This window comes from Paenibacillus sp. NRS-1760 (genome assembly GCF_050467785.1).
Taxonomy (GTDB): Bacteria; Bacillota; Bacilli; order Paenibacillales; family Paenibacillaceae; genus Pristimantibacillus.
In genome coordinates this window covers 795,730-815,607 of record NZ_JBITPK010000013.1, presented here as the reverse complement: position 1 = coordinate 815,607, position 19,878 = coordinate 795,730, and the positions used below count along the sequence as shown (strand labels likewise).

Genomic DNA, 19,878 nt, shown 5'->3' with positions numbered 1-19,878 from the left:
ATTATACTTCATATTAAACTCTATATGTCGGACGACAAGAACATATATACAACTGAAGTCTCCTAAACAGCGGCTTTTTTATTTTTTGTATAGAAGTTCTTGTCGTGAGCTCAAGTCAAGAACTTCTATACAAAGCCGTATTGGGACAAGAACATCTATACAGCCCCGTAATCCCCAGTAATACACGCTTTATTAAACGTGAAATTGAGGTTGGGGAGAATTATAATTTGGCTAAAGTCAGAGGATGCGAAGCAACCGAATTGCCAAAGCTGATGGTAGAATCGACAGACTCATACCTTATGAAAAATAGTGGAATTAATTGACAGAGCAAGTTGAGTGTGATAGCATTGCTTTAACTTAAAACGAAAAGGCTATGATGAGAAATAGTAGCTATTAGGGATCTCACAGAGAGAAGATGGTTGGTGCGAATCTTCATTGATCTAATAGTGAAGCAGTCTCGGAGCTGTGAACCGAACAGAGGAATCTTAGTAGGCTTCAACGGAGTTCCACCGTTATTCAGGAAACAATATCGGAGATATCCCGTATTGATAGAGTGCAGAGAAATCTGAAATTAGGTGGTAACACGGACATAATAGTTCGCCCTAAGTTGACAAGAAATATGTCAGCTTAGGGCTTTTTTGTTTTATTTCTTCTCGTTCGAATATTTGCAAAATAATTTTCTGAGAATAATTAATAATTGAAATGGAGGTATTGATCATGGTGAAAATGACACCAGATGAGTTAAGAAAATCATATATTGATTTTATGAAAGGAATAGGGGCTAGCCAAGTGCCCTCTTCTAGCTTGTTACCAGAAAATGATCCCTCAACTTTGTTTACAGGAAGTGGAATGCAACCTATGGTTCCTTATTTATTGGGGGAAAAGCATCCGATAGGTAATGAGATTGCTAATATTCAGAAGTGTTTAAGGACAGTGGATATTGATGAAGTAGGAGATACGTCGCATCTGACATTTTTTGAAATGATAGGTCGATGGGAGTTTAAAGCAAATGAAAATAACTATAAGAAAAAGCAAATCGATGCCATTTGGAATTGGCATATTATCGAATTAGGAATTGATCCTGGCAGGCTGTATATCAGTGCTTTTATAGGAAGTGATGATTTGAATATACAGAAAGATACGGAAGCCATTCAAATCTGGTCAGAAAAATTTAAATCAGTTGGTATAGAACCTATCATTGAAGATGATCCCTATCAATATGGGGCATCTAGAGGTGGAAAAATATTCTTATACGATGAAAAAGAAAATTGGTGGAGTCGAGCCGGAAGTCCATTGGATATGCCTGTTGGTGAACCGGGTGGGTCTGATAGTGAAATGTTCTATGATCTTGAACCAGGAGGTGATTCACTGGATCATCCTGCTTCTGTAAGCGAGAGGTTTTTAGAAATTGGGAACAACGTATTTATGTGTTACAAAAAAGAAGACACAGGATTTGTAAAAATGCAAAATCCCAATATTGATTATGGAGGCGGATTAGAAAGGGTTGCAACAGCCCTTAATGGTGACAAGGATATTTATAATACGGCTTTCTTCCTTAATCCCAAGAAAAAATTGATGGAGTTAAGTGGTAAACAATATACTGACGATTTAAAGTCGTTTAGAATCATACTTGATCATGTGAGAGCGGCTACTTTTCTAATTAATGATGGTGCGGAGCCAGCTAATAGTGATGCAGGGTATATAACAAGAAGGTTATTAAGAAGGGCGATTCGTGCAGGTAAAAAAATAGGTATACAAGGAAGTTTTGTGGGTGAGTTGTCTGAAGTTTATATAGATGAAGCAACAGCTTATGAAGATTTGATCGGTAATAAAAAGAAAGTTATCGAAATAGTAAATAAGGAAGAAAATCTTTTCTATAGAACTTTACAGCAAGGAGAATTTGAAATACAAAAACATCTTAAGAATAAGGGTAAAGTTACAGGTGCAGATGCCTTTTATTTTTACGAAACATATGGGTTTCCCTTGGAGTTGACGGAAGAGTTTCTAACTGAAAGTGGATATAGCATGGAGGACAAGGCGTCTTATATAGAGGCGGCAAAGAAACATGCTGAAAAGAGCAGAACTGCTTCTGCGGGTAAATTTAAAGGTGGATTAGCTGAACATTCAACAGAAACAACAGCGCTGCACACGGTATCTCATTTATTACTTGCTGGTTTAAGGGAAGTTTTAGGTGATCATGTTCATCAACAAGGAAGTAATATTACTTCAGAACGATTACGGTTTGACTTCAACCATGATGAAAAACTTACGCCAGAGCAAATAGCTGAGGTGGAAAAGTATGTGAATGATGCGATTTCATCAAAAGCAGTTACCTATATTTCAGAGCTGCCTAAAATTGAAGCGAAAGAAAGTAATGTTGAAGGGAATTTTTGGGATAAATATCCGGATATCGTTAAGGTGTATACAATCAAAGATAATGAAGGGAAAGTTTGGAGTAGAGAAGTATGTGGAGGACCTCATGTAGAAGATACAACAAACTTAGGAAAGTTCAGTATTAAAAAAGAACAATCTTCTGCTGCTGGAGTTAGAAGGATTAAAGGAGTAATTAATAAAAATTTCCAGAACGCGGAACAATAGCTGATGTTTTAGGATTGCCATTTGTAACAACGTTATGAGTTGCCGGGAATCCATGATGAATGATAAATTCGGCAATCGAAGAGGGTTTGACATCGCTTGGCCTTTCCGTTGGCGGTACCGGAGCACAGTATTCAAAGAAAAAGCAATTCGGATTTAATCCGAATTGCTTTTTTACTGCAAGAAAGGGAAACTTATAAAAAAACAGAACGAAAATCGAGCTATATGGTGTATGACACTTGTCGGATGACAAGAATATGAGCCGATTAATTACCGCGTAAATCGCGGTTTTTTTGTTATATCGGTACATATTCTTGGCAATGTGCAATGTCAAGAATATGTACCGAATGCCGAAAAAGGCCAAGAATGTATAGCGATTGCCGATGAGCTATTTATCATGTGTTGGGCTTGTTTCACAATAAAATAAAGACTCGGCCTCTGTTCTGCTGGGCGTTAAGCTAACGGGCAGGTTAGTTTAATCAATTCACGAATACCTTAAACATGGTGAATTTGGGGAAAAGACGTTATACAAAAAACTCACGTGAAAGGATAATGATTAATGAACCTATATAAATTGAGTGATATTGTGATACAAATTGCAGTTCACTCATTTCTAAATGAAACAAAACTATCAGAAGAAAAATTGAAGCAAACCCTAACATACTTGTACAAAAAAATAGATATTATTGGCACAGATAATGTTGAATTACGAAACCCTTTAAATCTTGACGAATCCGTTTTTTACTTTAGAGATAGAGAGACTCCCTTAACTGGACAAGAAATGATTACAGGGGATTATTTGATTTTTGATTATACTGGTCACAATGAGGATATGTTCATTAAACAATTTAATTCCATTAATGAGCTAGAAGAAGAGATTACTGATGGCGGGGGGATAACCAATACATTTACAACATTTCAAATTGCACTTGTTTTTGGTAAAGTTCGTCACTACAATATCACATTTACAAATGGGAACAACGGTCAGGAGTATAACTTTGTAAAAGATGTTCACGATGCACTACCAGAATATAATTATGAAGAAGGAAAACCAGGGACTCAGCTATTTGAAATTACAAACGTAAGGATACATTGGCTTGATTAATCGAGGTGTCGGGCTTTCGCTATAATTCATTAAGCTAACGGGCAACTTTAGTTAAATAGCCCCAGTGTAAAACCTTTTATTCGAAGCAAACTAGAATTAATTGCTCTTATAGGAGGTTTTATTGTGATCTTAAGTGAACTTTGGAATCATTATGAGGCGGATAAACGAATTCAAGGGTTTAGCCCAAATACATTGCGTGCTTATGCTTTGCAAATCAAGATGTTGATTACGGATCTCGGGGATATAGATATTTTCGAGGGTAACTCTAAATCTCCTGAAGGAATACTTAGCAAAGCAATCAGATCGTTTAAAGCCAAGCAGTCTAGGGCACCGTATCCGCTTTGTACGTTCCTTATTTCGGTTTGCATTTGAAGAAACCTATCTAACTAGCAATCCTTCCGTTAAACTGCGTGAGCCAAAAATGGAGAAGCGAGTACCTAAGTTTTTGATGGAAGAAGATGTGATACATTTAAAGATCTCTTGTCAGACCTTACGGGAAAGAGCTCTTCTTGAATTTCTATATTGTACAGGTTGTCGTATAGGTGAGGTGGAGAAGTTAAACATTGAGGACTTGAACTGGGAAAACTGCTCGGCCATTGTAAACGGAAAAGGGGCAAAGCAAAGAGAAGTTTACTTCACCACGGAGTGTAAAGTATGGTTGAAAAAGTATTTAGACAGTCGCGAAGACTCGTGTAAAGCCCTGTTTGTAACAGATACCAATCCAGTGAAACGAATGGCTATACCGACGCTCATATGGACATTAAAGCGGTTAGCATCTCGCGGGGCAGTTGCAGCAAATGTATATCCTCATCGTTTTCGTCATACTTATGCATGTCAATTGCTCGACAATGGAGCACCATTAGATTTCATCCAAGGCATGTTAGGGCATGAAAAGGCATCAACCACACAAATCTATGCTCAACTACGCGGTGAACGACGGAGAGAACTATATCGGCGATTCTTTTAGCTTTGTTAGCGGCAGATCTCATTTAGGGTCTGCCGCTATTCCACTATCGGGAAGGATAGATGAATTTTGTGAATATACTTCAGGTATGCGAACGATAAAAAATAAGTTTAACTTTTAAGATTAAAGACGTGCTACAGTCTTCAGAGTTCACTGAATTCGTTAAAGGAAGTACGATCGCAGAAAAAAGAGGTCGAACCAGTAAGTTCTGGTGACCTCAAATCCGATCGGTTAGGTTATGAATTCATGAGAGATATAACCGGGCTAAAGAACAGGGAATCTTGCTAGGCCTGACAGACATCCAATGCAAGTGACGATCTATTCTTTAGTGCTAAGTGACAACAAGTGTTTTAGATTGTCATCAATATATTGATTATCGGCACTGTTGATTCCACGACCGGCAAAATGGCCCCAGATCGATTGGATTGGTTTCAAGACAGCATTAGGTATACGCTTAGCTTCGTATTCATTATCGTCCGCTGTGCAAAAGAGATCCGTGCTTCCCGGCATGATACAGGCAAGAGCTTTTATGCTCTGAAGTGCTTTATCAAAGTCTCCGTTATAGGAGGGGGTTGCACTGATATCTGCATGTTGGCCTGTCCATAACATTGCCAGAACATTATGAGGATCCATATTCATAAAGCTATCTTCCCAGACACCAGCTACAAAATCCTCCAATGTGTCAAATCCCATCTCACGGTAAAGCTCTTCTCTATAAAACGCATGTGATAGTCCCCATCCCGCATACACCCGACCAACGGCACGCATGTCTGTAGAACTTAGTTGGTTTAATTTACTTGAGTCGAAGCCGACTGCAGATAGCAGTGAGGCTTTTACACCTTCAAGCACTACATATGTGTGAGGCCAAGGTTTGGCGATGCCTCCGAAAGGTGCGATTCGTTCGACCATCTCCGGGTAACTTGCCCCCCATTGAAATGCCTGAATGCCGCCCATCGACCACCCGACGACGAGAGCAATCTTTTGAATACCGAATTTTTCGGTCAGCAGTTGGTGCTGGAATCGAACGTTATCATAGATGGTTACCTGTGGAAAGTTAGCCCGATCAAATGGAGCAGGCGTGTTACTGGGAGAGGAAGATAGCCCATTGCCCAGCAAATTGGGAACGATAATAAAATATTTCTCTGGATCGAGTGCCATCCCGCTGCCAATGAGCCATTCATTCTGAACATGCTGATCCCCAAAAGCTGTTGGATAGACAATAACATTATCCTTCTGTTCATTTAATTTTCCGTATGTTTTATAAGCAAGAAAAGCATTTGGTAACGTCACTCCTGATTGTAAGAGTACATCACCCAAATTAAAAATTTCATAGTCCATCGTATAGTCGCTCCCTTCAAAATGAAAAACCACATGTTCACTGTGATCTCTTGTGCTCAGTATAGAGCTGTGATACTCTCAATAAAAGTGAATAGAATTCAAGATAGCATTCAATAAAATTGAAAGATGAAGGGGGAGCATCGGATGGAATTGCGTCAACTGAATACGTTTTGTACGGTTGCAACAACATTAAATTTCACGCGGGCAGCAGAAGTGCTGAGCTACGTTCCTTCCAACGTCACGATGCAAATTAAAGCATTGGAAGATGAGCTAGGTGTTCGCCTCTTTGATCGGTTGGGCAAGCAACTCGCCCTCACAACTGCGGGTAAACGCTTTTTAACACACGCCCAAGGTGTTCTTGAAAAAATGGAGGAAGCTCGTAGTGCTGTCCATGATAATGAAAAACTAAGTGGTACCTTAACGATCAGTGCGAATGAGGTTATTTGCTCCTACCGGCTTCCACCTGTCTTCCAACGGTTTCGTTCGCAGCATCCGGGAGTTCGTCTAATCTTCCGCTCAGTTCCGAATCAAGAGCTCAAGCAAACGCTCTTTGAAGGAACCACGGATATTGTTTATATGTTGGATGAACCCATTCGCTCGAGTGGACTTTCCGTGGAACCTTTGCTGGAAGAACATTTCCGATTGTTAGCTGCTCCAGATCACCCACTCGTCAAACGAACTGTGCTTCAGTTGGAAGATTTTCACGGAGAAGTATTCCTGACGAATGAAAAGGGTTGTCCTTATCGAACTATGTTTGATCGATCATTTGAGAAAGAGGGCATTGATAGCATTACATATTTAGAGTTTCAAAGTGCTGAAGCCATTAAACAATGTGCAATTTCAGGAATCGGTATTGCCTTTCTTCCTGAGATCGTCGCGGAATCCGAAATTGAACGCGGAGAACTTGTTGTCCTCCCATGGCAAATTCCGGACTTGCAGGTATATACACAGATGTTGTGGCATAAAGACAAGTGGCTTTCACCAATCATGTTATCTTTCATAGAAGCAACCAGCGCAGTTTTTGGTTCACAGAATGAGAAACTAGTTTTTCCGACCAAGGGCAAGAACTTAACTCCATAGCTGAAAAGGTTAAGAACATGGACCAATGTCGATTAGAATATTAATCTGTTTCGTTAAGCTTACGAGGAACGATAGCACAACAACTAGGGAGCTGTCGCCGCGCGGTTGGGGAGTGATTGAAGACGGAGACTTTCAAAGAAAGAGCCTACGTATATTTATTGTATTGTGTTCTTCTAGATATTCGGAGCGCATCTTATACTCATCGTATTAAATGGTGGAATCCTGCATCTTGGGTCCAGGCTAAGTATAATGTGATTGAAATAAACAATATTGCCGATGTTTTTCATAACTTACCTGATTTGATTGTTAACAGACCAGATGAATTTGATGAAAAATGGTTTTGGGATTACTTAAGAAATCGACTTCCAGAGAAATATGAATTCTATAATAAAGTTTTCAATGAAAAGATAAATGAAATTGTTCGTTCAACTAACGGGAAACGATAGTTCCACCCCTGAAGGGCTACTATATGGCAGCCCTTCGCTACGCTAACGGGCAGTTTAGCGCAACTTAAGACTATATTAATCATATGAATTAGGTAGGAAAGTAAATGAGTTCCATAAAAGGGATGAAGCTAGTTGCAGACGAAAAGATGGATTGTATCAATCAGCTTGATTATTATCGTCATTGGCGCAATCTGGGTCATGTATGTGAAGCACCCCAGCACAATTGATGTAAAGCTGATTGGTGTTAAGTATCAGTTAGGTTACGAAGATGTAAAATCGGGGATAGAGCCTGCGACTGTTATAATTCAGGGCAAGGTGCATACGAGCTTGAAAAGAGAGCGAATATTTAAGGGTGTAGTACGAATTGTAGGTGAACAAATTCCAGTGCCTCAGGATCAGCGCAATATAGAAATTCATTTTTCTAGAGACGGCTGGGGCTCAATAGCCTATCCTTATTTTCTTTATGACGAACGGGGAACAACTGTAGGAGCTGAAATTTACCAGTCACATTCTATATTCGCGAACAAAGACTTTAGTCAAGTAACATTCCTTATAACAACGCCCAATCAACAGTCTGAATCCGAAGATGGAAATCTTCAGACCGTTTGGAACACTGAGAATGGAAAGATGCTATCTGCCCCCGCAACAACACGAGAAGAGGCCCTAGCCTTATCCAATAAGCTGATGCGTGAATATTTGAAACCTTATGGGAAGTCTTTACGATAACCTGTACATCACATGATTAAGCTAACGGGAAACGATAGTTGAAAACCAAAAGGGCTGCCGCGTGGCCAATGTCATTAAGATAAGCTCAAAGACAAGACCGGGAATAAAACGGAATTCGAAACGGCATGGGGGATAAGCCCTATGCCGTTTGTTTTTTTGGTGCAAGCAAGGAAAAAAGCGTACAGTAAACAAAACGGACAGGATATCCGCTTAAAAAATGTACATGTGAACCGAATTATGCTACTCAGTAAACGAAGCTCACAGTTGTTTCGAACGGATTTTGCGCGTATTCTTCTGACCTGGGCGAATGGGTAGAATCGGCTAAATGTTTTTGCGAATCACCTTAACTTAATGACATTGCCTATATTGGGTGTTTTTTTGCTATGTATGAAAAAATGGTCTCTTTATGAATATAAAATATATTTAGTTATTCAAAATGAATAATTTTGTATATAATAATGCTTACCACACAAATCATCCCAGCTCAGAGAAAGTCGATAAATGCTTACTCATACATAGAAATTAAATCGAAATGGAGGATGAAGAAAGTGAATGTAAGAAACAAAATAGTTGTATCCGGTATCATTTCATGCTTGTTCGCCACGCTGCTCACGGGTTTGCCGCTGGGAAGCTGGAATCAGCCAGTACGTGGAGGCAGCTTGGGGATTGCGAGCGCCGCCGAAGCGCCGCCTAAAGCTAGCTTGGTCAAGTGGGGGGAGTTCCATGAGGCGCTTGCTGCAGGTGATCCGGCCGATACCCAGCATGTGTCCAATCTGCATGACGAGCTTAATGGGCTGGATGACTTGAATGACCAGACGCTTATTGATCCGGTATGGAATAAGATACTCCTAAAGCTCCCTGCCCATGTCGATAAAGTAAAAGTGAAAGCCGATCTTTTTCGGTTTTTAAAAGCGGTCATCGTCAGCCAATTTGATCCGAAGGCTAGCGAATTGGAAAACATCCGCGGCAATGCCGATTACCGCGCGGCGATTCAAGCAATTTCTGCCGCAGCGGGGCAGCCAAGCCTGACACTCGAGGATTTTTTACTTTTTCTGTATGGCGACGGCAACAGTCGTAAAGGGCTTGAAGGGAGTGTCAAGGATGAAATTCATAATATGGACCCATTTTCGTTAATGGCACTGACACAGGAAAGAGAGAAGGTTTACAATCTTCTTTTCTCCGAAATGAAAGAGGTGCTTGGCTTATCGAACGACTATCAGGTCAGCAGAGTTTTCCGCAATCTAGGGGTAACCGCTCTGAACGTGCAGGAGATGCTGCAAAGCTTTGGGAATAGGCTGCAGCTCGATACGGATGCTTTTGTCGGAATCGCCGTCGCCTATATGCGCTCGAATGTGAGCACCAGCTATCGTATAGCCCATTACGATGGCAATGTCACGGACGGCCGTATTTATCATTATGATCTAGGTGTATTCGGAGCCTATGTATTGCCAGCTCAACTGGTTTGGTCCAAGCGTTCGGGAAGCTCTGATCTGAAGGTCTTTCCTAGCGGAGGCATGGAATTAGTTTACCCTGCACGCAGCGCGAAAGCGCTTATTCAAGTCAACCTGCTTCATCCATACGGCGGTCCGGATAAGGTAATCTTCGAGAAAGAGGTGAGGCATTCGCATTCATTTGCGGACTTCCCGGAGGAGCCTTTCTTCGCGAGAATGGGCAAGCTGTACGGTACGCTTGAAGAGGGGCCTCCTTCTGACTTGTCAAATGTACGCAGCTTGCAGGAGGAGTGGGCGGCTCTTGATGTGAATTCAAACTTGCAACTGCTCGATCCCATTTCGAATAAGCTCACGCCAGCTCAAGCGGATGGGATGAAAATTGCCCTGTTTCAGCTGCTGAAAGAGACCGCAGGCTTGTATTTCGACCCGCAGGAAGCCCGGTTGGATGCCATTCGCACTAACGCTGACTATAAGCTGCTGCTTAATAACATCATCCCGGTTTACTCCAACGGCGCTGAGCAGCTTCTGATCCTGTTGTTCGGTGATGACGCCGCCCGAGGCGGGGTGCAAGGCGAAATGCTGGGACTTCTTGCAAGACAATCTCCGGAGGACTTGATCGCCCTACTTCATAATGAAGAGAAGCGCAAGCAGCTACTTCGATCGGCAATCGATACGGTCTTAAGCGAATCGGATGACGGGCAGCGAACGACATATTTTTATGCTTTGGGCAGCGCTCTTAAGCAAAGAGGGGTGACAACGGAGGATCTCCTAAGCGTCTTGAGCGACTTTGAAGATAGGCTTGGACATAGCGAATCAGCTACCAGTGCCATGCTGAGCGCCTACTTTCGCTCCGAAACACAGGAAACGGCGAACATTAGCGATGATGGGCTGAAGCATACCTATGCGTTGTCTGTGCTTGGGAAGTCCGTCCCTGCCGAGCTTCTGACATGGTCCAAAGTATCAGGCAGCGATGCCGTGATGGTGATGCCTGGTGGAGTCGTTACGATCCCGCCATATACGCCGGAGGTGTCTGCTGTCATCCAGGCGAAGGCGATCAGCCCGGATGGACAATCGGAGAGCATTCTTTTCCGGAAAGAAGTAACATTGAAGGCTGCCGATACGGGAAGCGAGCCCGCTATTCCAGCGCTCCTACTGGAGCGCATGAATAGGCTGCACGAGGCTATTGCAGCGGGAGGCTCCCAGTCGGTACAGAAAATACATGCCGTTCAAGAAGAAATAGCCGGGCTTGACGATAACGAGATGCAGTTTCTCATAGATCCGATCTGGAATAAAATAAGCGAAAAGCTGCCAGCCTCCGTTGATGCATTACTGTTAAAGACCAGCCTATTCCGATTGATCAAGGCTGCTGGTGCCTTACAGTATGACCCTCAGGCGTCTGAGCTTAAGGCCATGCTGGCGAATCCCGAATATCAGTCTGCGTTAGCCATCCTGACGGAAGCCGGCGGCAGCGCGGATGTGAGTATCGACGATATGGTTGTTTTTCTATTCGGCGATGGGAGTCAGGCAAAGGGAATCGAGGGAAATGTCCGCGATATTTTGGCTGCCAAAAAACCAAAGGAAATTACAGCGCTATTTTCAAATAAGAAAGCGGTAAGCTCCCTAATCAATCAAGCTTTAACCGAAGTATTGCAGCAAAGAGACCGGTATGCCGTAAGTGAATGGATTCATGGATTAGGTATTACGGCGGCTGAGTGGCAAGCCGTTTCCGTAGGCTTTCAGCAAGCGCTGGAGAAGGAGAAGCCGGCAATGAATGCTTGGTTAATGGCATATATTCGTTCCGAGGTTCAGGAAACGGCGACTATTAGCGACAATGGCACGAAGCATCAATACAGGCTTAACGTATTAGGGGCAGAGCTGCCGTCCGCGTTCGTGAAGTGGATTAAGCTGTCTGGAGACAAAGCGGTCAATGTGAAGCTTAACGGGACCGTTTCCCTTTCGAACAAACAATCAAGCGGAAGAGCGGTCATTCAAGCCGTATGGCTGAATGCTTCTGGGGGGAATGCAAAGGTTATTTTTCAGAAGGAAGTAGAGCTCGTTAAGGAAGCGGAATAAGAACAAACGTTAAATATGGCTACGGGATTGACCTTTTCGGATAAGCGGCTCATTCTCCAAGGAGATTGCAGCTGCTTATTTTCGTTGCGGATAGTCCTCATATTTACTTCCGGCTACTTATGCTGGATAATAAAGAAAATTTATGGATGATCATGAGCGCAGTTCTTGCATACGATTGGAGGCATATCGAATGAATGTTTTTCTTCTCAATTCTGAATTTCACGGCGCGCGGCATGTCCCTACATTTTTGAGAGACCATTACGTCGGCTTTGAATGGCCGGGTATAGGGGATTTAGAGCAGTTAAGCAAGGAGGCTGGACAGGAGAAGGTTGTTCAGGCTTCCGATCAAAAGGGGGCGGTGCTGCTGGATCGGCTGCTCGAGATCGGCTCCTTCGTTTACGATATGCAGGACGGGGATTATCTTTTTCTGGCAGATGGCGATCATGTTCATATGGGCGACTTAGGCGACTATTACTACGTGGATAGACCGTCCGAGGAGGACGGGGGCCTCTGCCATCGGCGAGGCGTGACATGGCTGAAGAGCTTGCTGAGGTCGGAGCTGCATCCGGAGCTGAAGTCTTTTGTAGACAGGAAGGTTACCATCTCGATGCTCGAGCGGAAGGTAACGCCGGAGCAGATTGAGCACTGGCTGGATAAGCCTTTCGGACAGGTGGTGGGTACGGAACGAACATGTTCAGTCGATCAGGAGACCATTACGTTGGCGCTGGATATATTAAGGAAGGCGATGATAAGCGGGGATCCCGATCGGAGAGAACGTGCTGCAATTGCCGTGCTTCAATTCGCTAAGCAATAGAGTTCCATAGACAGGCAACAAAAAGAGCACCGGTTCGGTCAATGTCATTAAGATAAGCTCAAAGACAAGGTCGAGAATGAAACGGAATTCGAAACGGCATGGGGAGAAGCCCTATGCCGATTGTTTTTTTTGGTGCAAGCAAGGAAAAAAGTTTGAAAATAGGTGTCCGTGTCCGCAGAATCTGTTGTGATATGCAAATCCGGACCGTCAACGGCAAGTAATCGATACCCTCGGTAGTCCTTGATATCCGTATACGACTCTGTAAATGCGACCTTCATCTGCTTGTCAAGTCCTTTTTCATTTTATTCAAAAAAAAGAGCGGGTTATCTTTTTGATAACCTGCTCTTTTTCTTGATATTTGGTCTGCACCTTAACTTAATGACATTGGCCGCGTGGCTGCCCTTCCCCGTTACGCTAACTGGCAGGTTAGTTTAGCACACCGTCATTTATACAAAGTTTCAATTAAGGAGGTGTTTTGAATTATCAGAAGGAGATGGAGGTATTACGGAGCAACTTATCTTATTGGTTACATAATTTCAATTTATGGAACGGGCATTCCTCAGTGGTACTACTTAATTCCAGTTTAAATAGTGGCCTGTTGTTTTATGCTGATTGGTGGAAGTTCTATATATTACATGGCGGAAGAAAAACTTCATTTATTATTGGCTTTCTTTAGGTCATTAAGTATATCGCAATATCATTTGCAATCTTATTCGTCTTTGCTTTGATACAGCATATTTTTGATATTAACTTATCTGCAATAGTAGGAATTTAATAGTTTAACTCGCTGAACTAACGGGATACGTTAGTTAAACAAAAGTGAAGCAGTCCATAACTTTGAGCTCAGAGGCTGGTTAGCAACCGGTGGTGATTATGTGATAGTCGAGATTGATGGTTATTTCTAGCATTCATTTCTTATCGGCAAGACATGTTCAATAAAGGAATTAAGTGATATGTACAGAGTAGCCAAAAACCTATGCACGAGCATGAGTGTGTTTACAGATGTTTTTTGCAGGCTTTTTCAATTTGAGCGGGTGCCTTCATTATATCTGGAGAGCGTCAGATCTGAAATCGTAATTGATACCGATACTGATCACATTTATGCGCCAAGAAATTAAGCTTACTGGGAACTAAAGTTTCATAATCACCAGGATGAGGCTGCCGGCATTAATCGGCATCCTCGTTGAGCTAACGAGCAGGATAGTTCATTGAAATCAGGATAAAATGGAAAACATGCATGATATAATGTTGTAGGAAGTGAAATATAGTATGAACAAAAAATCATTACTTGAATGGGAAACTAGCCATAATGCAATAAATAGGACTGTCGAAGGCTTTTGGAGTTATTTTAGAAAATGGCGTCAAGAAGAGAAAGTCGATTACCACGACACATTTCATGGAAAGTTGTATGAGGATTTTATTAGTGTACATGAACGGTCAATGTACCTTAAATATACTTTTAACCTTGAAGAAGCAGTAATATTTTGTTCAGTAAATATTTTTTATTTAGAAGAACACATCGGTACTTATGATATTGAATTTAATTTAGACAGAGAAATTGCTGATGAATATTTAGATTTTGACGATATTTTATTCAAAGATAGGGTGTTGAAAATGAAACATAACTTGAGAATTGCCCGAAATGCCTTAAAACAAGGAATTGAAATTGGAACAGTATCCAATATTACTGGAATTGATTCAAATTATATTGAGATTTTGAAGGTGAAATATTGTTAAGCTAAGCGATCATTTGTTATACCCCAATGTTCATTTGACATCGTATACATCCTAGAAACAAGATGGATTTAAAATACTTACAGTCAAGCTGAGCGATTTCAGGAATTCCTCCTGAGATTCGCTCTTTTTTTTTCGCATTTTAAGTCCTAATAATTTAATAAACCTCTCGTCATAGACGAGAGGTTTTAATGATAATTACTATTTATTCGCTATTAACTCGCAAAACCTGCCATAACATGCCAGCTCCCTGGAGCTGATAACGTATAACGGTATTCGCCAGCTGGTTGTCCAGTTGCTATTGTTAATAATGGTGTGGTTGTAGAACCCGGATAAGTCCATTCTTGAGGGTTCAACGTGATTTGTTTGGAAGCAACAAATGTGTTCCCGCGATAAACATTAATCGTCAAAGTATCACGGTATTTACCCGTGTTAACAATAACGCCATGTCCAAATTTAATGGTTCCGCTTGAGATTGTGACGTTCGGGCTAGTGTAACTAAACGCAGCGAATGCTGTTGCTGCAAAACTCAAAAGCATGACTAAAACAAGTGAGAGGGAAAATATACCTTTCTTCATCCTTACATCTCCTTTAATTAGAAATATTAGTGAATTATATAAGAGGGCCTCTGCACCAAGAGTATAGACAAAGCTATAGAATAAGTAAAGGTGAAAATCATACTATATGTTCAGTTTGCAGATGATAGAATATTATCCCCGATCCGCGCCGTGCTGATATATTCCGGAAGCAGTTTGACTATCTGTTTCCAAAATAAGTAGGGTCTAGAGGAGCTTAGTGTTGATTTCCCTATATCTGATGGAACAAAAATGAATAGGATGATTGTAATATTCTTTGAGGAAGTCAGTAGCTCACAGATAGACACTTGAGTGGACGGGAAGCCACTGTTAGCGGACAACTTCGCGCAGCCAACTCGATGCGACCTCAAGAGGTGCTGGCGTAGTGTGCGTCCTATGAATATCATTATATTTGATTAATAGCAATCAAATTTGCCGATACTAATGATACCGGCTGCCTTCTATTGGATAAAGGGGGAGTGTGAGAGCGCTTCCTCGATTTAGGGTGTGTGGACAAAATAACAATGCTAAGAATACAAGATAGATTGTGACACAAGCCATGGAAAATTCAGTTGTTACTAGGCTTTAAATCGATCTGTTAACATATGTACAAAATACGAGTTTTGTGAAGTAGTAGTAATGAAATTAACATTAATGACTGATTCATCTTTAACTTGCTGTTACTTCACTTACTCTTGCTTTCATTTTATGTGCTTCATTATAATGAAAATTCCATACAACTTCCGCTCCAAATTAAACGGTTTGCTCTTGTGAATTAATACTAATAAAATCTAGAGTTTAATTTCATTAGTAATTCTACAATTCAGCTGTCGTAATTATCCTTAGAGTTAATTTTAGAGTTAATCCTTAAAGTTTATTTTGCTCATCATGAATTGTAATTCTAAATTCATGTAAAGTTCCCATTGTAAAAACTAATTTTTCCCATATTTTTCAATGTTCATTTTTTCAGTCATACCACAATGTTTTTCTATAATACTGCAGCTGCAATTTTCTTAAACGGATTGATCAATGAACTTGCATTGGATCATAAAAAAATCACCAATATGACGCATGTATTGGTTAATAATTTCCTCCTAACAACGAATAATTTTAACTTAATCATCGTTAACCTGCCCGTTAGTGCATCGAGGTTGCCGATCCGTACCGGCAGCCTCGTTCTAGTTGCTTATTGAGCTATAGTGTCGCGTTAGTTCAGCAGATTTTTATTTTTCACTAGATTGTCTGTTTCGTGAATCAGATCATGTAACAGGCTTAGAGCTTTCTCCAAACCGGCCTGCTCTTCTGTCACTAAGGTGAATATCTTGTTTATTCTATGGGAGTAATTGCTTGGGACCATGCTAAAAGTATCGACGATAGCAGCAGCTCCTTTTTCGTTCATCCAGTATGTTTCATTAAGTGCAAACAAAACCTGATTTAAACAAGAGACTGATCTAAAACAACATCCAGCAAAGTAAGATAAATCATTTTTATAGATACCTTTTTTCCCATTCTCTAAGGAGAAATTCGCTTCCCATAAAAATTTTTTGAATTACTGCTTTTTGCAAAACGTGCGAGTATGGACTTGTTCTAGACTTCATTTCTCCAATAAGACCTGTTGGATCCCATAAAATCCTACACAACGCGATTTCAGCTAAATATATAGAATTGATAAATCCATGAGGATGTCCCGGTTGATAGTCGATTGTAAGATCCCCTCTGAGACAGTTGTCAATTACTTTTGACACTATATTAAGATCACGGTATAAAAAATCGACCGGTTGTTGATGCACTTTCAGCCAACCACCACCATTTATCCATGGACCCCAGCCACCGATTTCTGTTATTAAATTGACTCTATTATCATCATCCAAGGTGGAAGCTATCCGATCAAGGTGTGAAATATCTAACCCATTGTTTAGGTTATAATAAATTCCAATATCAATATCAGAGTTGGGGTTTTCAGTCCCCCTAGCTCTTGAACCACCTAAAACCAGAGCCTGCACACCATGGATTTGCTTAAGACAATCAATAATTTTGGAAATAATACTTTGTACATCCATACCTCTCACTCCGTTCGAATATGTCTAAAGCTGCCCGTTATCTTAACGCCTATCCGTACATCTATACAAAAACCTTTATTTTGTGAAGATGTACATGGAGCTGCCGAGATAGCTCCCTATCGTTCGTATTGTCGATCGCTGATCGGCATCTGAAAGGTAAAAAGACATCCCATCTCCACTTGCACAACGATGATGGAGACGTCTCTGGTTGAATGAATTCAGATGGCTTTGTTGTTAATTGCCTATCTCGGGCTGGTAGATGTGAATTGTGACACCTGTGCTTAGTGTTTTGGCGTCCATGAGGCGCATAGCAGCCTTCTCGACCCCTTCTCTGAACAGCAGTTGTCCGCGACCTAAGATCACAGGATGGATCCAGAGCCGGTATTCGTCGATGAGATGATGCTTTATCAGCGTTTGTGCAAGATCGCCGCTGCCTACGACTAACAAGTCTCCGCTGAACTCCTGCTTGAGTTTCGCTGCTTCTTCTGCCGCGTCGCCATGGATGATTGTGGCATTCCACTCCGCATGGCTTAGGGTTCTCGAAGCCACGAACTTCGACATGCCGTTCATCCGATCGGCCAGCCCCCGCATGCCGATCGCTGACGGCCATGTTGCCGCGAAGCTCTCGTAAGTTTTACGCCCCAGAAGAAGTGCTTCAACCGCGTGGGCCTGCTCGACAATGAGTGCCAGGTGCTCCTCGCCAACATAGGACCGCTGCCAGCCCCCATACTCGAATTCATAGAGTTCGCCAGGCGCCTGCATGACGCCATCCAACGTAATGAATTGCTGCATGATGATTTTCCCCATTTTTGTCCCTGTCCTTTCGTGTCGTGTAGTCGATTCCGACCGCTGCGTATCTCCCGGATGTCCTTCATCCAGGTTCAGCTAAACTTCGCCGTTATAAAGACAACGAACGAGAGAATGGCAAATCGACATCCACGAGTTAGAAATAAATAGAACTTTGATACTCGGCTTGTTGAATGATCATACCGTTTCAGGTTAAAGTAAGAAAAAACGCCAAGCCGGATTGAGGGCTTAGCGTATATTTTCGTTAATTACGCGGTAATTAATCGGCTCATATTCTTGTCATCTGACAATGTTAAAGTTCGTGATGTGTCACATTTCTTAAATCGTGATAATAACAAACAAAAGGAGCCTCACTGGCTCCTTTTGTTCTACGAACATTAAAAAATCCCCTTTGGGGATTTTCATAATCTTTTTCGGTCTTCAATTCCTTGATATAAACGTTCAATACTGTAGCAAGATTAATTTTTGTGCTCTCGATCCTTTCAACTATTTATTCTTCTGCTTTGCAACTTGCTTACCGCCGATGATAAGCATGATAATACCAATTATTGCTAGAATACTCCGAACTAAGAATGGACGCATTGAAAACACAGTTTCACCTTGCCATTGCAATCCGAACAACGTTTCATTCAGCCCCACTATCGCCAATAATGGCTTAAAAAACAAACTCAGCGCTAATAATACTATCCCCCAAATCATTTTGCTATTCATTGATTCAAAACCTCTTTTTCAATTAAGATAATGGCACAATCACCTGTTGATAAGAGAATGGACTTAACATTTGGATGTTGTTCTATTTTAGCGACGATAGCTTCCCGCATAATGTTTACTTTGCACTCTTCCCAATCTTTACGGAGTGGTTTATTTTTATCTCGGCCTAATCGGGCGGGATCCATTGGCGTACTTGCAAAACGTATTTCATCTTCATGAACGGTACCTACAAACTTTTGAGCTTGAAAATAGTGTTCCGTTGTTGGCCATTCTTTGTTTTGTAATGTAATTGAATGTTTCGAAAAATTCGAGAAACAACCATATGGCTTATTTATTTCATAAAAATTGATTACCTTCTTATCAGCATTTGTGCTTAAAAGATTCCGTTTATTTTCTTCAATATTCTTTAATAATTCTTTTGCGATTTTTGCAATCTCATCCAAGAAACTTCCCCCACTCTTCCTTCGACTTATAAATGATGTTTGTATTTTTCTATATTTATTCTAGATGTGATTAAGCGATCCTGCTTGTTGGCTTAATGAAGTAACGTCAGTCTAATTCTTTATTTTATTCTGACAATGGCTGCTGCATACTGTCGAACGTTTACCCCTTATTATGGAGCGGGCATTTACTAAGTAAATCGCAGGATGCATGACAGGAATGTCATACTCTGTTGTTTCTTTTATAAAATTCGCTTCTACAGCCAGAAGTAGAGTATAGTAGGAGAAGTTAAAAATTTATTCCAGGAGGCAACAGTCATGTCACAGGAGATTTGGATTAACCTACCAGTCAAAGATGTTGAGAAGTCAACTGCCTTTTTCAATGAGATTGGATTCTATGCGGTGAGTGTTGGTAACGAGAGAGCCAAGCTTGCCATAGGCCAAACAACGATTCTGCTGTTCCCGGATGCGGCGTTTGAGAAATTTACCGGTTCAAAAATCGCAGATACTTCCCATTGCGCAGAAGTAATATTTTCCATTGGCGCTGGAAGCAGAGAAGAAGTAGATGCCTTTATTCAAAAAGTAGAGTTTGCCGGAGGAAGCATCTTTGGCAAGCCGAGTGAAAATGACGGCTGGATGTACGGCGCAGGATTTGCGGACTTGGACGGTCACCGTTGGAACCTGCTGTACATGGATGAGAGCAAAATGCCGAAACGCTAATATGGAAACGCCGGTCACCTGCTTAAGGTCAACGGCGTTTTCTCATATTTCGGGTAGGTTTTTTTCGATTTCCTCTAAAAAATCTGGAGAAATTGCCCACCAATTTTCATCCAATAGAAACAATATTCCAAAATAATGACCGGCACCTTGCCCGAGAGTACGTTCAATTCATAAAGCAATTCTCCCAGTCGTTCAAAACCGTTCTACTCGTGTGCAATACTCTCAAATATCCCGTACGG

The 19,878-nt window shown here is 41.4% G+C and carries 18 protein-coding genes and 1 other annotated feature; of the genes, 12 read left to right on the top strand and 6 right to left on the bottom strand.

Annotated elements, in window-relative coordinates; genetic code table 11:
• The first annotated feature begins 364 nt into the window (after positions 1 to 364).
• Positions 365 to 608 (top strand) — a binding site (T-box leader).
• A 109-nt stretch (positions 609 to 717) separates the two neighbouring features.
• From ACIFSR_RS19315 to ACIFSR_RS19300, 4 genes are all read left to right on the top strand, one after another.
• The gene (locus ACIFSR_RS19315) at positions 718 to 2,598 is read left to right on the top strand and encodes an alanine--tRNA ligase (protein ID WP_430059277.1); all 1,881 of its coding nucleotides are present in this window, start codon (positions 718 to 720) and stop codon (positions 2,596 to 2,598) included.
• Between the two features lie 556 nt (positions 2,599 to 3,154).
• The gene (locus tag ACIFSR_RS19310) at positions 3,155 to 3,700 is read left to right on the top strand and encodes a hypothetical protein (RefSeq protein WP_430059275.1); all 546 of its coding nucleotides are present in this window, start codon (positions 3,155 to 3,157) and stop codon (positions 3,698 to 3,700) included.
• A gap of 123 nt (positions 3,701 to 3,823) precedes the next feature.
• A complete protein-coding gene (locus ACIFSR_RS19305; RefSeq protein WP_339209200.1) occupies positions 3,824 to 4,072 on the top strand; it encodes a hypothetical protein in 249 nt (82 codons plus the stop codon).
• Positions 4,073 to 4,121: 49 nt separating this feature from the next.
• Entirely contained in the window at positions 4,122 to 4,667 is a 546-nt protein-coding gene (locus ACIFSR_RS19300) for a tyrosine-type recombinase/integrase (RefSeq protein WP_430059273.1), read from the top strand.
• Positions 4,668 to 4,982: 315 nt separating this feature from the next.
• On the opposite strand, the gene ACIFSR_RS19295 is transcribed toward ACIFSR_RS19300, so the two are convergent.
• A complete protein-coding gene (locus ACIFSR_RS19295; RefSeq protein ID WP_339209201.1) occupies positions 4,983 to 6,002 on the bottom strand; it encodes an alpha/beta fold hydrolase in 1,020 nt (339 codons plus the stop codon).
• Positions 6,003 to 6,146: 144 nt separating this feature from the next.
• On the opposite strand from ACIFSR_RS19295, the gene ACIFSR_RS19290 reads away from it, so the two are divergent.
• The 7 genes from ACIFSR_RS19290 to ACIFSR_RS19260 all read left to right on the top strand — a co-directional run bounded on the left by ACIFSR_RS19290 (position 6,147) and on the right by ACIFSR_RS19260 (position 14,329).
• Positions 6,147 to 7,082, top strand: coding sequence for a LysR family transcriptional regulator (locus ACIFSR_RS19290; protein ID WP_339209202.1), 936 nt, complete (start codon positions 6,147 to 6,149; stop codon positions 7,080 to 7,082).
• Positions 7,083 to 7,333: 251 nt separating this feature from the next.
• Positions 7,334 to 7,528, top strand: coding sequence for a hypothetical protein (locus tag ACIFSR_RS19285; RefSeq protein WP_339209203.1), 195 nt, complete (start codon positions 7,334 to 7,336; stop codon positions 7,526 to 7,528).
• A 132-nt stretch (positions 7,529 to 7,660) separates the two neighbouring features.
• A complete protein-coding gene (locus ACIFSR_RS19280) occupies positions 7,661 to 8,254 on the top strand; it encodes a hypothetical protein (RefSeq protein ID WP_339209204.1) in 594 nt (197 codons plus the stop codon).
• A gap of 141 nt (positions 8,255 to 8,395) precedes the next feature.
• Positions 8,396 to 8,569, top strand: coding sequence for a hypothetical protein (locus tag ACIFSR_RS19275; RefSeq protein ID WP_430059270.1), 174 nt, complete (start codon positions 8,396 to 8,398; stop codon positions 8,567 to 8,569).
• A 233-nt stretch (positions 8,570 to 8,802) separates the two neighbouring features.
• Complete coding sequence (locus tag ACIFSR_RS19270; RefSeq protein WP_430059268.1) at positions 8,803 to 11,778, top strand: hypothetical protein; 2,976 nt, start codon at positions 8,803 to 8,805, stop codon at positions 11,776 to 11,778.
• A 190-nt stretch (positions 11,779 to 11,968) separates the two neighbouring features.
• Entirely contained in the window at positions 11,969 to 12,592 is a 624-nt protein-coding gene (locus ACIFSR_RS19265) for a hypothetical protein (RefSeq protein ID WP_339209207.1), read from the top strand.
• Between the two features lie 1,269 nt (positions 12,593 to 13,861).
• The gene (locus ACIFSR_RS19260) at positions 13,862 to 14,329 is read left to right on the top strand and encodes a hypothetical protein (RefSeq protein ID WP_339209211.1); all 468 of its coding nucleotides are present in this window, start codon (positions 13,862 to 13,864) and stop codon (positions 14,327 to 14,329) included.
• Between the two features lie 212 nt (positions 14,330 to 14,541).
• Here the strand turns inward: ACIFSR_RS19260 and ACIFSR_RS19255 are convergent, their stop codons facing one another.
• The 5 genes from ACIFSR_RS19255 to ACIFSR_RS19235 form a co-directional block, all read right to left on the bottom strand.
• Complete coding sequence (locus tag ACIFSR_RS19255) at positions 14,542 to 14,904, bottom strand: hypothetical protein (RefSeq protein WP_339209213.1); 363 nt, start codon at positions 14,902 to 14,904, stop codon at positions 14,542 to 14,544.
• Between the two features lie 1,484 nt (positions 14,905 to 16,388).
• Complete coding sequence (locus ACIFSR_RS19250; RefSeq protein ID WP_430059265.1) at positions 16,389 to 16,961, bottom strand: nucleotidyltransferase family protein; 573 nt, start codon at positions 16,959 to 16,961, stop codon at positions 16,389 to 16,391.
• A gap of 234 nt (positions 16,962 to 17,195) precedes the next feature.
• Positions 17,196 to 17,753, bottom strand: coding sequence for a dihydrofolate reductase family protein (locus tag ACIFSR_RS19245; RefSeq protein WP_430059264.1), 558 nt, complete (start codon positions 17,751 to 17,753; stop codon positions 17,196 to 17,198).
• A gap of 501 nt (positions 17,754 to 18,254) precedes the next feature.
• Positions 18,255 to 18,479 carry a hypothetical protein gene (locus ACIFSR_RS19240; protein ID WP_430059262.1) on the bottom strand — a complete coding sequence of 75 codons (225 nt, stop codon included), beginning with the start codon at positions 18,477 to 18,479 and terminating at the stop codon, positions 18,255 to 18,257.
• Positions 18,476 to 18,922, bottom strand: coding sequence for an NADAR family protein (locus tag ACIFSR_RS19235; RefSeq protein ID WP_430059261.1), 447 nt, complete (start codon positions 18,920 to 18,922; stop codon positions 18,476 to 18,478). The genes ACIFSR_RS19240 and ACIFSR_RS19235 overlap by 4 nt, the downstream gene beginning before the upstream one ends.
• 315 nt (positions 18,923 to 19,237) lie before the next feature.
• On the opposite strand from ACIFSR_RS19235, the gene ACIFSR_RS19230 reads away from it, so the two are divergent.
• Positions 19,238 to 19,639, top strand: coding sequence for a VOC family protein (locus tag ACIFSR_RS19230; RefSeq protein WP_430059259.1), 402 nt, complete (start codon positions 19,238 to 19,240; stop codon positions 19,637 to 19,639).
• Positions 19,640 to 19,878 lie beyond the last annotated feature (239 nt).

What these genes read in the sequence shown, in the direction of transcription:
- ACIFSR_RS19315 (WP_430059277.1), top strand. Translation starts at nt 718, where the DNA reads ATGGTGAAAATGACACCAGATGAGTTAAGAAAATCATATATTGATTTT.
- ACIFSR_RS19310 (WP_430059275.1), top strand. Translation starts at nt 3,155, where the DNA reads ATGAACCTATATAAATTGAGTGATATTGTGATACAAATTGCAGTTCAC.
- ACIFSR_RS19300 (WP_430059273.1), top strand. Translation starts at nt 4,122, where the DNA reads ATGGAGAAGCGAGTACCTAAGTTTTTGATGGAAGAAGATGTGATACAT.
- ACIFSR_RS19295 (WP_339209201.1), bottom strand. Translation starts at nt 6,002, where the DNA reads ATGGACTATGAAATTTTTAATTTGGGTGATGTACTCTTACAATCAGGA.
- ACIFSR_RS19290 (WP_339209202.1), top strand. Translation starts at nt 6,147, where the DNA reads ATGGAATTGCGTCAACTGAATACGTTTTGTACGGTTGCAACAACATTA.
- ACIFSR_RS19275 (WP_430059270.1), top strand. Translation starts at nt 8,396, where the DNA reads ATGCCGTTTGTTTTTTTGGTGCAAGCAAGGAAAAAAGCGTACAGTAAA.
- ACIFSR_RS19265 (WP_339209207.1), top strand. Translation starts at nt 11,969, where the DNA reads ATGAATGTTTTTCTTCTCAATTCTGAATTTCACGGCGCGCGGCATGTC.
- ACIFSR_RS19260 (WP_339209211.1), top strand. Translation starts at nt 13,862, where the DNA reads ATGAACAAAAAATCATTACTTGAATGGGAAACTAGCCATAATGCAATA.
- ACIFSR_RS19255 (WP_339209213.1), bottom strand. Translation starts at nt 14,904, where the DNA reads ATGAAGAAAGGTATATTTTCCCTCTCACTTGTTTTAGTCATGCTTTTG.
- ACIFSR_RS19250 (WP_430059265.1), bottom strand. Translation starts at nt 16,961, where the DNA reads ATGGATGTACAAAGTATTATTTCCAAAATTATTGATTGTCTTAAGCAA.
- ACIFSR_RS19245 (WP_430059264.1), bottom strand. Translation starts at nt 17,753, where the DNA reads ATGCAGCAATTCATTACGTTGGATGGCGTCATGCAGGCGCCTGGCGAA.
- ACIFSR_RS19240 (WP_430059262.1), bottom strand. Translation starts at nt 18,479, where the DNA reads ATGAATAGCAAAATGATTTGGGGGATAGTATTATTAGCGCTGAGTTTG.
- ACIFSR_RS19230 (WP_430059259.1), top strand. Translation starts at nt 19,238, where the DNA reads ATGTCACAGGAGATTTGGATTAACCTACCAGTCAAAGATGTTGAGAAG.